Source organism: Nocardioides caeni, from assembly GCF_004912195.1.
GTDB classification, from domain to species: Bacteria; Actinomycetota; Actinomycetes; order Propionibacteriales; family Nocardioidaceae; genus Nocardioides; species Nocardioides caeni.
This window is the reverse complement of sequence record NZ_STGW01000014.1, coordinates 1-14,086: the sequence shown is the minus strand read 5'-3', so window position 1 is coordinate 14,086 and position 14,086 is coordinate 1. Positions and strand designations below refer to the sequence as shown.

Below are 14,086 nucleotides of genomic sequence, written 5' to 3'. Positions count from 1 at the left end.
CGCCATGGCGGCCACCCTAGTGGGGGAGGGAGGCCGCCACGGCGGATTGTTGGAGAGCGCTCACATGTGCGAGGTGGGGGGTGTCAGCGGACCGTCAGGCTCCTCACCGCCGCCGAGCCGGAGGCGACGACGGACGACGCCACCACCGCCTGCACCGACCAGCGGCCGTCGCGCAGCCGCGGCAGTCGCCAGGTGACGCGCCCCGAGATCGGGACGCTCACGGTCGTGCGGCGCACTGCCGTGCCGCCGCGCCGCAGGACGAGGGTCAGCTTCCCGACGGCCACTCCCGAGGGGCTGGTGGTGACCTTCGCGGTGGCGACCGCGCCCCGTCCCGTGCGGCCCGGCGCCTTCACCGACAGCGCCGTGGCGGAGCGGGCCCGGGTCAGGGTGAGCTGGACCTGGTCCTCGCCGGCGCGGTGGGTGGCGTCGCCGTCGTAGCGGATGACGAGATCGTGCTTGCCGAGGCCGGACAGCCTCCCGGTGTCGACCACGATCCTTGCGCGGCCGTCAGCGAGGTTGGCCGAGGCAAGGACCTGGCCACCCGCGATCGCACGGACGCTGCCGGTCGCGGCGCCGTCGGGGCTGCTGACCCGCACCGTGATCGGCACGTCCGTGCCGAAGCGGACGACGTCCGAGGAGGCGACGGCGACCACGGCCGTCGGCGTCAGGTCGTCGCCCGCCGCCGGCACCACGAGGGTGTTCGCGGCCTCGGCCGTGCCAGCGCGGTCGATCGCCCTGTATTCGACGTCGACGGCGTCGTCGCCCACCTCGAACGCTCCCGTGTACGACGTCCAGGCGCCGCCGTCGAGGCGGTACTCGATCGCGTCGACACCGGAGGTGGCGTCGGCGGCGCGGACGGTGACGCTGCGGCCGGACCGCGACGCACGGCTGACCGGCGCCTCGGTGTCCACCAAGACCTCGCCGGTGACGACGGCGGAGCTGTTGCCGGTGACGTCGTGGGCCCGGGCGCGGACCTCGTGGACACCGTCGCCGAGGACCTCGAGGGAAGCCGTGTCGCCGGAGACCGGCACCCAGGCGCCGCCGTCGAGGGAGTGCTCGACGGACGCGACGCCCGTGTCGTCGGTGGCGGAGACGACCGCCGTCGCCGGCGAGGTGACCCACCAGCCGTCGGCACCGTCGGCCTCCGAGCCCACGGCGACCACCGGGTCCGCCGCGTCGGTGACGGTCACGGTCGCGACCGGGTGGTCCGCCGACCCGCTCTCGACGGTGCCGGTGACGGTGAACGTCCCCGCCTCGTCGTACGACGACGGGTCGATCGCGTCCCACTCGACGGCCACCTCACCGGTGCTGCCGTCACCGAAGGTCGCGGCGACCTTCGCCGGCAGCGTCGGGGCAGTGCCGACCCGCGTCGAGACCGCGACATCGGCGACGGACTCTACGACGAGCTCCGGCTGGAAGCCGGCGCGCAGCGTGTCCAGCTCGGCCTGGGTCACCGGGATCACCGTGCCGTGACGCGGGCTGCTCGGCAGGTCGGCCGTGGGGACGGACGTCCAGTTGCCGGAGCCGATGTCCTCGGTGGTGAAGGCGAGGTAGCCCTGGCCGCCGTGATAGCTCGGCTGGTCGATGAAGAGGTACCAGCGGTCGGGATCCTCGTTGTCGCGGAAGACCGTCGGACCCTCACCGTTGGTGAAGGTGCCGCCCCACGGGTTGGGCTGGCCGACGCCGATCCGCTCCTTGATGAGCTGCCAGCCGGGCGTGGAGGTGGTGGTCGGCAGCGAGCCGCTCACCGTGGCGCGCAGGTCGGTCGACCTCTCCTGGCGGGGCGTCATCGACGCCTCGTCCTTGACGACGCGATAGAACGTGTCGCCGTCCTTGACCACCGTCGCGTCGATCATGCCGCGGCCGGTGCCGCGCTTGACGTCGATCCACGGCTGCGGGTCAGAGAAGGTCACGAAGTCGCGGGTCGTCGAATACATCATCCGCTGGTACTGCGTGTTGATGTCGCGGCCGGCCGTGTCGGTGGTCGGATAGAGCGCCGAGGCCCAGTAGACGACGTACTCGCCGGCCTCCTCGTCATAGAACGCCTCGGGTGCCCACGTGTTGCCGGCGAAGTCCGAGGAGACCTTGACGTGGCGCTGGTTGCTCCAGTGCACGAGGTCGGTGGACTCCCAGATCTCCATGTAGTTGCTGCCGGTCTCCTGCGCCTGGCCGAAGTCGACGGCCGGGTAGGCCTTGAGGTCGGTCGCGAGCAGGTAGAACCGGTCGCCCTCGTGGGAGCGGATGATGAACGGGTCGCGCAGGCCCTTCTCCCCGAAGGTCGACTCCAGCACGGGCTTGCCGTCGTTGAGCTGGTCGTAGTCGAGCGGGTCGTTGCCGCGGCTGGCACCGAGGTAGATCTTCTCGCCGTCGTCGGTGCTCTCACCGGCGAAGTACGCGAACGCGTAGCCCTCGTAGTCCGGCGCCTCCGGGGCCGGCTGCACGCGCACGACGAGGTCGCGGGTCGCGGTGCCACTGCCCGTGGTCGCGGTGACGGTCAGCGTGACGTCGACCGCCTCCTCGCCGTACGACGGCCGGGTGACCTCGCCCGTGGCGGTGACCACGTCGGGCGAGCCCGACGACCACTCGAGCGTCGTGTCGTGGAGGCCGGACGTGGGCAGTGTCAGGTTGCCGCGCACGTCGTCGGGGTGGACGAGCTCGACGGCGGCGACGGCCTCCTGGGCCTTGCCGGTGTCGTCGAGCTCCTCGGGCAGCACCGTCACGTCGAAGGTGCGGGGCCGGGTCTCGGTGCCGCGGGTGAGGGTGGCGGTCAGGGTGACCGTCGCCGAGGACGATCCGTGCGGCGGGCGGGCGACCACGCCCGCGTTGCTGACCCGCGAGGGGTCGCTGCTGCTCCACGCGACGGACGTCGTCGTGGACGCACCGGTCGCCGGCAGGCTCAGGTTGCCGACCACTCCGCTGGTGTCGCCGAGGGTGAGCGCTGTCGCGTCGGCGTCGATCACCGGCGTCACCACGTCGTCGGCGAGATCGGCCGACTCCGCAGCCGTGAGCGCCCGGTCATAGATCCGGAAGTCGCGCAGCTTGCCCTTGAACGACGCGTCGCCGGAGTAGGCCGAGCGACCGAGCTGGTTGAGCGTGGTCGTGCCGTCAGGGGTGCCCAGCAGCGACGGCTTGGTGGTGAGGTTGTCGTTCGACGCCACCAGGACGCCGTCCTCATAGAGCTTCGCCGACCCGGGTGCGCCGACGGCGCCCCCGGTGATCGTGTAGGTGACGTGCTTCCAGACCCCGGCCTGCAGCTTGCCGGCCCGGGACGCGCTCTGCTCCGTCGCGAAGCCCGCCTCGGCGACGGTGGCGCGGTAGCGGCTGCTGGAGTCGTTGGTGGTGAACAGGTAGCCGGTGCCGTTGGGATAGGTGGCGCTGTTGCCGAGGTTGTACATGAACCAGTTGCCGGACAGCGTCGGGTCGACGAGCACGTCGAAGTCGACGGTCATGTCGTCCACGCCGGCGAGCAGGTTGTCCGGCAGCTTGATGTAGTTGCCGGAGCTGCTGGAGCCGCCGCTGAAGGTGAAGCCGTCGCCGGCGTTCCAGCTCGCGGTGCCGTTGACCGTGGCGTCGCGGCCGTTGCCGGACGAGTCGGCGGCGACCGTGCCGGTGGTCTCGTCGAGCTTCCACCAGCCGATCAGGCCGGTGTCGACGTCGGCCTCGTCGGCCTGGGCGACCGGGGTCGGCCCGGTGGCCGCGGCCGCGAGGCCCACGGCGGCGACGAGCCCGGCGGCGAGGAACCGCCGGAGGGGGTGGGTTGTCGTCACGTGCTGTCTCCTGGTCATCCGAGGGGTCGTCCGAGGGGTCGTCCGAGGGGGCATCGGGTGTGTCCTCACCGGATCCGCACCGAGGTGCGCGTCGTGGACGGGTCGACGGTCGTCGAGCCGGCGTAGCGGGCGACCACGACGTGGCTGCCCCGGGGAAGCCGCGGCAGGCGGACCTGGCCGCGACCGCTGGTCAGCCGCACGGTCCGGGTGAGGACGGTCCGGCCATCGCGCACGACCGACACCTTGACCGAGCCGGAGACGGCGACCGCGGCGGCGACCCGCACGGTGACGAGCGGCATCCGGGTGGAGGTCCGCGAGAGCGCGAGCGTCGTCCGCGACGACGCCTTCACGACCTTCACGGCGACCGTGTCGGACGAGGCGCCGTGCGCGGCGTCGCCGGCGTAGTCGACGCTCAGCGTGTGGCTGCCGATGCCGAGCCTGGCCGAGGTGACCTCGAGGGTCGCCCTCCCGGTCGTCAGGTCGGCGGAGGCCAGCACCGTGCTGCCCCTGCGCAGGACCACCGGACCGGTGGGGGTCTCGCCCGCGCCACTGACGGTGACCCGCACCGACAGCAGACTTCCGAGGCGGACCGTCGAGGCCGGCGCGACCGCGGCCGTGGTGGACGCGGGCAGCGCGCCGACCGCGGGGACCGCCAGGCGCCCGGCCTCCTCGGCGTTGCCGAACACGTCGGTGGAGCGGAAGTCCACCACGTGCGCGGCGTCGTCGAGACCGACCGGTCCGTCGTACGACGTCCACGGGCCGGCGTCGATCCGGTACTCCGTGCCGCCCTCGCCGATGCCGGCGCCGGTGTCCGCGGCGGTCAAGGTGACCGTGCGGGCTGCCGAGTCCAGCGTCGCCTTCGTGACGGGCGCTGCTGCGTCGATGCCGACCGCGAGCGGCCGCACCTCGCCGACGTTGCCGGCCTTGTCGACCGCGCGGACGGCGAGCTCGTGGATGCCGTCGCCGGCGACCTCGATGTCCGCCTCGGCGCCGTCGACCTCGTGCCATGTTCCGCCGTCGAGCGACCACTCGACGTGGTCGACCGCACGGTTGTCGCTGGCGGCGACGTGCACGGTCGCGGGGTCGCGATACCAGCCGCGCACGCCGTCGCCCGTCACCGACAGGTCGTCGACCACCGGCGCCTCGGCGTCGGTCGTGTGCATCCGGAGGAAGGTCACCGACGAGGCCGGGAACTCGTACTCGAAGTCGTTCGAGAGACCCGAGACCGCCACCTCCTTGGGCCAGATCAGCTGCGGGCTGGCCTTGGTGTTCATCGCGCTGCGCGACGGCGCGGTCAGTGAGGTCACCGTGCCGCTCGGCTCGATGCCGGCGTCGGCGACGTGGACCTGGGTGCGGACCGGGCTGGTCGCGGTGTTGACGACCTTGGCGACGAGGTCGCCCGTGGCGTCGTCCTTCGTGACGACCTGGAACAGCTGCTCGCTCGCGTCGACCTGGTCGTAGGTCAGCTTGAGGACGCCGTCCTGGAAGAGCCGGATCGTGGTGCCGTCGACCTCGATCTTGAGGCGGTAGGTCGTGCCGGTGGTGACACTGTCGCCCTCGAGAGCCACGACCTCGCTGGCGCTGCCGCCGTTGGCACGCTGCAGCACCGAGCGGCTGTTGTTCCAGCCGCCGATGTTCCACCAGTAGTAGTTGTTGGCGCCGGTGGCACCGAAGCCGACGAGGAAGCCCTCGGCTCCGGACAGCTTGGTGGCGTCGAGCTCGAGCGTGTAGTTGCTCCAGTCCTGGGTGTAGGCGTCGGTGATGATCGAGCGGGCGTCGGTGGTGCTGGTCGAGGACTGCACGTATCGGCCGCCGGTCGCGGACCAGGAGCCCGTCTGGGAGGCCCACTTCGACGCGTCGGCGAAGTCGTCGCTGAAGACGGTCTCGCCCGTGTCGTTGTTGGTCACCGTGACGTTGTCGTAGGCCGCGCTGGTGTTCCACGTGGAGAGGAACACCCCGCCCTTCACGTCCTGCGGGTCGTTGACGGAGCCGTCGAAGGTGCTCGGCACCACCCGGTCGCCGACGTTGTTGCCGAACATCTTCTGGACCTGCCAGTCGGCCGACTCCCACGACTCGTCGTTGTCGAACCAGATCGCGTCCGGGGACCACTGCACGTGGTTCTCGTTGGCCAGGAGCGGCGCGTACGACGCCAGTCGCACCACGTCGCCGTTGCGCTGCAGGCCGGTCATGAAGGCCGCCTCGACCAGCGCGTTGTTGAAGGTGTTGCCGCGGCTCGCGTACTCACCGAGGAACACCTGCGGACCCTCGCGGTCGTAGCTGTCGTAGCGGTGGTTGTTGTCGAGGAACCAGTCCGGGTCGTTGTAGTAGTGCTCGTCGACCATGTCGACGCCCTGCGCCCGGTTGAAGCTCCACAGCGTGTCGAAGCGGGTGCCGGCGTCGTCGGGGCCCGAGTTCGAGATGATCGCGATGTCCGGGTACGCCGCCTCGACGGCGGCCTTGAACTGCGGGAAGTTCGCCTCGAAGGTGGTGGTGTTCTCCTCGTTGCCGAGGCCGATCATCTCCAGGCCGAACGGCTCGGGGTGCCCGAGCTCCGCGCGCACCGCGCCCCACTCGGTGTCGACACCGCCGTTGGCGAACTCGATGAGGTCCACGGTGTCCTGGACCCAGCGGTCGATGCTCGCCTGGTCCTTCATCTCCGGGATCGTGCTGCCACAGCCGTTGGCGCCCACCGAGAGGACGGGGAGCGGCTCGGCACCGAGGTCCTCCGCGAGCTCGAAGTACTCCAGGTAGCCGATGCCGTAGGTCTGGTTGTAGCCCCAGAAGTTCTTGTTGGTGGGCCGCTCCTCGACCGCGCCGATGGTCTCCTTCCACTGGTAGGTGCGCTGCCGGTCGACGTAGCCGCTCTCCTCGTAGGTCTTGAAGGTGCCGGCGTTGGTGACGCAGCCGCCGGGGAAGCGGACGAACCCGGGGTCCATCGCGGCGACGCGCTCGGCGAGGTCCTTGCGCAGCACGGAGCGGCCGTTGACCGGGCCGACCCAGGTGTCGCGCGGCATGACGGAGACCATGTCGACGGCCAGCGTCGACGGAGCCCCGGCCAGGACGGCGATCCGGGCGTTGTTGCTGGTCGCGGTCGCTGTGATCGCGACGTCCAGCTCGTGCCAGGTGTCGTCGCCGGCGACCTGGACGGACCCGCTGCCGAGGACGGTCGCACCGTCGGCACTCTCGAGCCGCAGCGTGAGCGACTGCGCTGTCGTCGTACGGACCCAGACGGACGCGTCGTAGACGTCGCCGCTCTTCAGCGCGACGCCGTCGAAGCCGGTGTTGACGACGCCGTCGCCGGCAGCCGCGGCGACCAGCTGGAGGTAGTTGCGGTTCATGTCGTTGAGCCGGCCGGCGTCGTTGACGACGTTCGCGCTCGAGGCGCCGCCACTGCGGTTCGCCAGGCTCCAGGCGGTCATCGCGTTGAACGAGGCGTTGTCGGTGGTGTTGAACTCGAAGGACCGGTTGCGGACGAGCTCGGCATAGATGCCGCCGTCGACCGCGTAGTTGATGTCCTCGAAGAAGATGCCGAACATGTCGCGGTTGAGCTCGGCTCCCTCACCGTCGGCATCGATGTCGAGGGTCGCGGTGCTGTCCTCGACCTCGGTGAGGAAGAAGCGCACGGCGTCGTCCGCAACGCCCGCGACGAGATGGCCCTGGCCGTCGACACCGACGTGGTCGGCGCCGGTCGCCGCGCCGCCGATCCGCAGCACGACCTTGCCGCCGCCGGCGTCGGTGATCCGCAGCGGGGTCGGCTCGACCGCACCGTCACCGACGGTGAGAGCACCACCGTCGACGACGACCGGGCCGGCGCCGGTGGTGATGCCGACCGCGCCCCCACCGAGGTCCGTCGCCTGAAGGCGCAGGCTCGACGTGGGCTGGTCGGCGGTGAGGGAGAGCGCGTCGCCGTCGCGCACGAGGTGCGCGGCATCGCCGTCGGCCTGGAGCGTGAAGCTGCCGGCCGGCACCGTGTCGGCGCCCTGCGCGTGGGTGATCTCGAACGACTCGAAGGTCGCCTCGGTGACGGTGCCGTCCTGTGCGGCGAGCGCATAGAGGCCGACCTGCGTGGTGTCGAAGGGCACCGTCGTGGTGGCCGCGGTGACCCACTCGTCCGTGCCCTCGTCGAGGTAGCTGGTGGTGATCGTGTCGCCGGTCCGCTGCAGCCGCAGGGGCTCGCCGGTCGACGCCGGACGGTCGGCGAAAGCGACCGCGCTTAACGTGGCGGCCGCCTCACGGTCGGTCTCGACCGAGATCCCCGACGGGGACAGGGATCCGACGTAGGTCAGGCCGGCCCGGACGTAGTTGTCCATGTCCTGCCAGGCGATCAACCCGGCGCCCTGATAGACCTTCGTGACCGGGGCGGCAACCTCGGCGGTGGCGGTGAAGTCACCCGCCGGTACGTCGAGCATCACCAGGTTCTTCGCGGTGTTGTTGGTCTGCCAGGTGTCCCCCGGCTGGCCGCTCAGGTGCAGGGCACCGTCGCTGACCTCGAGCGCCGAGGGCTCAGGGTTGACGACGTCCCAGCGCCCACCGAGGGCGCTGCCGTCGAAGGCGTCGGCCCAGGTGACGGCGTCCGCGGCGGTGGCCGGGGCGGCGGTCAGGCCGAGGCCGGTGGCACCGGCGAGCGCACCGGCGAGCAGGGAGAGCGAGGCCGCGGTCCCTCGAAGCACTCCACGCCGTCGCGAGCGGCGCGATGTGCGTGCGATGGCAAGGCGCCGGAGCGCGGCCAGACTGGTGGTCTCGCGAGCGACGGCAACGCCGCCAGCGTGCGTGCAGCGCGCCGCGCAGCAGGCGGGGAGTGCTTCGAGGGGGCGCTGGACGGCGGTCCTGCGACGGCGGCCGAGACGAACGGGGGGCGATGTGACGGGGGACACAGGACGATTGTTAGCGCTAACAATCATCTCGCGTCAAGGGTTCCGAGCCGACTTTCCCAACTTGCGGAGCGCCGTTCAGGACGGGGTTGACGTCTCGGGTGATCGGGGTCACACTCCGTTGTTAGCGCTCACACTCGGAGGAACGATGTCGCATCTCTCGACGGCCCTGCGCCGTCTCCCCGCCCTGCTGGCCCTGGCCCTCGTCGGCGCCCTGCTGCTGCTGGTCCCGACAGCTCGCCCGGCGCTGGCCGCCGACGTCACCGAGGGGCTGGTGCTGCGCTACGACCTCGACCAGACCTCCGGCACGACCGTCGCGGACACCTCCGGCAACGGCCGCGACGGCACCCTCGTCGGCGGCAGCTGGGACGGTGACGGCCTCGCCCTGGACGGGGTCGACGACCACGTGCAGCTGCCCGCCAACATCACCGCCGGCCTCGACGCGATCACCGTGCACGTCGACGTGTTCGTCGAGGCGAGCCAGGCGACGCCGTTCTTCCTCTGGGGGCTGGGCAATCCCGCGACCTCCGGGGCCGGCACCGGCTACCTCTTCGCCAGCGGCAATGCGTTCCGCGCGGGCATCACCACCGGCAACTGGTCCGGTGAGAAGGTCACCGCCCGCACCAGTGGCGGCAACCTCGCCCGCGGTGTGTGGAAGTCGGTGACCTACACGCAGACCGGCACCACCGGCACCCTCTTCGAGGACGGTGCGCAGGTGGGGCAGAACACCGCGGTCACCGTGCTCCCGAGCGCGATCGGCGGCGGCACGACCACCAACAACGTCCTCGGCGAGTCCAACTACGCCACCGACAACAGCCTCGAGGGCAGGATCCGCAATTTCCGGATCTATGACCGGGCGCTCGACGCGAGCGAGGTCGCCCAGCTCGCCGAGCTCGACACGCCCGTCGAGCTCGGCGACCAGGAGAAGGCCGACGCCGATGCCGACGCGATCGAGCTCGTCCACCCCGACGACGTCCGCGGCAGCCTGACCCTCCCGGTGAGCGGCAGCAACGGCTCCACGATCGACTGGGCCAGCGACGACCCCGCCGTGGTGGCCTCCGACGGCGTGGTGGTCCGCCCGGCCCACGGCGCGGGTGACGCCACCGTGACCCTCACCGCCACCGTGACCGTGGGATCCGCAACGGCCACCCGCGAGATCGAGCTGACCGTACGGGAGTCGCCCGCGCCGGCGCCGTACGCGGGCTATGCGTTCAGCTACTTCACCAACAACTCGATCGCCGGCGAGAAGATCTACTTCGCCGCGAGCCGCGGCAACGACGCCCTCCAGTGGGACGAGCTCAACGACGGCCAGCCCGTGCTTGAGTCGACCATGGGCGAGATGGGCCTGCGCGACCCGTTCCTGATCCGCTCCCCCGAGGGCGACCGGTTCTTCCTCATCGCCACCGACCTCTCGATCGGCCGCAACGGCGACTGGGACCGCTCGCAGCGCACCGGCTCGCGTCACCTCGAGGTCTGGGAGTCGACCGACCTGAAGAACTGGTCCGCACAGCGGCACGTGCTCGTCTCGCCCGAGACGGCCGGCAACACCTGGGCGCCGGAGGCCTACTGGGACGAGGACCTGCAGCAGTTCGTGGTGTTCTGGGCCTCGAAGATCTATGCCGAGGACGACCCGAACCACACCGGCAGCACCTACAACCGGATGCTCTATGCCACCACCCGCGACTTCGTGACCTTCAGCGAGGCGAAGGTCTGGCAGGACATCGGCTCGTCCCGGATCGACTCGACGGTCATCAAGGACAACGGCACCTACTACCGCTTCACCAAGGACGAGGGCGCCGGCACCACCGGCTGCTCCGACATCATCCAGGAGAAGAACGACTCCCTGACCGAGCCGGACCTGGTGGGCAGCAAGGCGTGGTCCTTCCAGGAGGGTTGCATCGGCAAGAACGCCGGCACGTCGGCCGTCGAGGGCCCGACCGTCTTCGAGGCCAACCCCGGCGACGACTCGGGCAGCAACTTCTATCTCTTCGTCGACGAATACGGCGGCCGCGGCTACATCCCGCTCGGCACCGACGACCTGGAGAACCCCGACTGGCAGGTGGCCCCGGCCTACGACCTGCCCGCCAGCCCGCGCCACGGCACGGTCATCCCGGTCACCCAGGCCGAGCTCGACAGCCTGCGCGAGGGCATCGTCGTGCCCGAGCCGCCGACGCCGGTCGAGGCCGACGAGGACGGGTTGGTCGCACACTACGAGCTCGACGAGACCACCGGCTCGGTGGCGGCGGACTCCTCCGGCCACGGCTACGACGGCACCGTCTCCGGCGACACGACCTGGGCCGACGGCGGGCTGACCCTCGGCGGCACCAACGGCCACGTGAAGCTGCCCGACGACATGATGGCCGGCCTGGAGGCGATCACCGTGTCGACGGAGGTCTGGGTCGACACGACCCAGCCGACGCCGTACTTCATCTGGGGCCTGGGCAACACCGACAACGGCGGGACCGGCAACGGCTATCTGTTCACGACCGGCAACGGTGCCTACCGCACGTCGATCGCGAGCGGGAACTGGACGACGGAGCAGACCGCCACCAGTGGTGCCGCTCTCGGGCGCGGTGCGTGGAAGACGCTGATCTACACGCTGCAGGACGGCACCGCGACGATCTACCTCGACGGCGTGAAGGTCGGTGAGAAGACAGGCGTCACCATCGAGCCCGGCGACATCGGCAACGGGCGCACGAGCGCCAACTACATCGGCCGCTCGGTCTACACCGGCGACAAGTACCTCAAGGGCAAGGTGCGGGACTTCCGGCTCTGGAACCGGGCCCTGACCGGCACCGAGGTGCGCGACCTGGCAGCCGACCCGACCGCGATCCTCGGCGTCGAGCTCTCGTCGCTGAAGGTCCCCGCCGTCATCGACAGTGCCTCCTCGACCATCACCCTGCCGGTCGAGCCGGGCACCGACCTGACCGCCCTCGCTCCGTCGTACGACGTCAAGGCGGGCTCGATCCTCGACGTCGACGGTGCTGCTGACCACTCGTCACCGAGGACCGTCACGGTGACGGCCCCGGACGGCGCGACGCGGGCGTGGACCGTGCGCGCGGTCGAGATGAGGTCCCCGGTCCTGCCGGGCCTCTACGCCGACCCGAACATCGCGGTCTTCGACGGCGTGTTCTACCTCTACGCGACGACCGACGGCCTCGCCGGCTGGGGCGGCAAGGACTTCTACGTCTGGAAGTCCACGAACCTCGTCGACTGGGAGCGCTCCGAGCAGCCCTTCCTCACCCTCGACGGCGCGAACGGCAACGTGCCGTGGGCGAGCGGCAATGCGTGGGCGCCGACGATCATCGAGCGCGGCCAGAAGTTCTACTTCTACTTCTCGGGCCACAACCCGACCTACAACCGCAAGACCATCGGTGTCGCCGTCGCCGACAGCCCGGAGGGACCGTTCACGGCCCAGCCGGAGGCGATGATCCTCAACAACGAGGCAGTGACGTCGGGCCAGGCGATCGACCCGGCGGCCTTCCAGGACCCGGCGACGGGCAAGTACTACCTGTTCTGGGGCAACGGCTCGCCGGTCTACGCCGAGCTGTCCGACGACATGCTGTCGATCAAGGCGGAGACCCTGGCGCCGATCACCGGACTGACCAGCTTCCGCGAGGGGGCGTTCGTCAACCACCGCGACGGGATCTACCACCTGACCTACGCGATCGACGACACCGGATCGCCCGACTACCGGGTCGGCTACGCGACGGCGACGAGCATCGACGGCCCGTGGACCTACCGCGGCGTCATCCTCCAGAAGGACGCGTCACAGGGCATCCTCGGCACCGGCCACAGCTCGATCGTCAACGCGCCCGGCACCGACGACTGGTACATCGCCTACCACCGCTTCGCCATGCCCGGCGGCGACGGGACCCACCGGGAGACCACGATCGACCGGCTCACCTTCGGCGAGGACGGGCTGATGCAGGTCGTCACCCCGACGCTCACCAGCGTCGACCCGCTGGAGGAGCCGGAGCCGGAGGCGCCCGTCAACGAGGCCAGGCCGGCCGTCACCGGGTCCGCCCAGGTCGGACGCAGGCTGACGGCCGGCACCGGGACCTGGGACCAGTCCGACCTGGACCACTCGTTCCAGTGGCTGCGCGACGGCTCGCCGATCAGCGGCGCCACCTCGGCGTCCTACACGGTGCGCGGCGGCGACGTCGGCCACCGACTGTCGGTCCGGGTCACGGCGACTCCCGCCGCCGGCCCCTCGGGCACGGCGACCTCGCTGGCGACGGCGGCCGTCCGCAAGGCCGGCGCCACCGTCCGGCTGCGGCTCTCCGACACCACGCCCCGCGCCCGGCAGCGGCTGACCCTGCGGATCACCGTGGGCACGACGCCCGCCGGTGTGACCGCCGCCGGACGGGTCGTCGTGAGGGTCGACGGCCGCCAGGTCGCCGTCCGCGTGCTGCGGTCCGGAGTCGCGACCGTCACCCTGCGCCTGCCGCGCGGGCGGCACACGATCACCGCTGCCTACGCGGGATCGAGCAGTGTCGCCCGCGACGGGGCGGTGCTGCGCGTACGGGTCCGCTAGCCGCTTCGCGGCCATCCACCCGCGCTGGGGTCACCAGCGCGGGTGGATGGCCTCGCGGAGGTCGCGGTCATAGATCGCCCGGACGCCGTCGAGGAAGGCGTCCGGGAGCGGGCCGACGAGGCCGGCGGCGGCGTTGGCGCTCGCCTGGGCCGTGCTCCGGGCTCCGGGGATCACGGTGGTGACGCCGGGCTGCTGCCAGCACCAGGCGATGGCGGCCTGGGCCGGGGTGACGTCCGGACCGAGGGTCGAGCGGACGAGCGCGGTGAACTCCGCGGCGGCCGCGATGCCAGTGCGGTAGTCGACGCCGGAGAAGGTCTCGCCGACGTCGAAGGCGCTGCCGTCGCGGTTGTAGGTGCGGTGGTCGGCGGCCGCGAACACGGTCGAGTCGTCGTAGCGCCCCGAGAGCAGGCCCGAGGCCAGCGGGACGCGCGCGATGATCGCGACGTCGGCGGCCGCGGCGGCCGGGAGCACCTCGTCGAGCGGCTTGAGCCGGAAGGCGTTGAGGATGATCTGCACCGACTGGACGCCCGGGCGGCGGATCGCCGACAGGGCCTGCGCGCAGGTCTCGACGCTGACGCCGTAGGCGGCGATCACGCCGTCGGTCACCAGCTCGTCGAGGGCGTCGTAGGTCGCGTCGTCGTCGATGACCTCCGACGGCGGACAGTGCAGCTGCACCAGGTCGATGGTGTCGACACCGAGGTTGCGGCGCGAGCGGTCGAGCCAGGCACGGAAATTGGTCATCACGTAGTTGGCGGGGACCTGATCCATCCGGCGGCCCATCTTGGTCACGGCGGTGAAGCCGGCGCCGCCATCGTCGGCGTGGTCGGCGAGGAAGCGGCCGACGATCTGCTCGCTGCGACCGTCGCCATAGACGTCGGCGGTGTCATAGAAGGTGACGCCGGCCTCCGCCG

The 14,086-nt window shown here is 71.1% G+C and carries 4 protein-coding genes; 1 reads left to right on the top strand and 3 read right to left on the bottom strand.

The window, feature by feature from the left end:
* Positions 1-83: 83 nt before the first annotated feature.
* Together E9934_RS16225 and E9934_RS16220 are read right to left on the bottom strand one after the other, a co-directional pair.
* Positions 84-3,767, bottom strand: coding sequence for an immunoglobulin-like domain-containing protein (locus E9934_RS16225; protein WP_136563950.1), 3,684 nt, complete (start codon positions 3,765-3,767; stop codon positions 84-86).
* A 65-nt stretch (positions 3,768-3,832) separates the two neighbouring features.
* Complete coding sequence (locus E9934_RS16220; RefSeq protein WP_158295034.1) at positions 3,833-8,437, bottom strand: alpha-L-arabinofuranosidase C-terminal domain-containing protein; 4,605 nt, start codon at positions 8,435-8,437, stop codon at positions 3,833-3,835.
* A 349-nt stretch (positions 8,438-8,786) separates the two neighbouring features.
* Here E9934_RS16220 and E9934_RS16215 point away from each other — a divergent pair, with 349 nt between their 5' ends.
* Entirely contained in the window at positions 8,787-13,175 is a 4,389-nt protein-coding gene (locus E9934_RS16215; RefSeq protein WP_136563948.1) for a family 43 glycosylhydrolase, read from the top strand.
* A 30-nt stretch (positions 13,176-13,205) separates the two neighbouring features.
* On the opposite strand, the gene E9934_RS16210 is transcribed toward E9934_RS16215, so the two are convergent.
* Positions 13,206-14,086: aldo/keto reductase (locus tag E9934_RS16210; RefSeq protein ID WP_136563947.1), on the bottom strand; the 881-nt coding region annotated here is incomplete at its 5' end.

Excerpts from the sequence above, each read along its gene's own strand:
- E9934_RS16215 (WP_136563948.1), top strand. The coding sequence starts at position 8,787 with ATGTCGCATCTCTCGACGGCCCTGCGCCGTCTCCCCGCCCTGCTGGCC.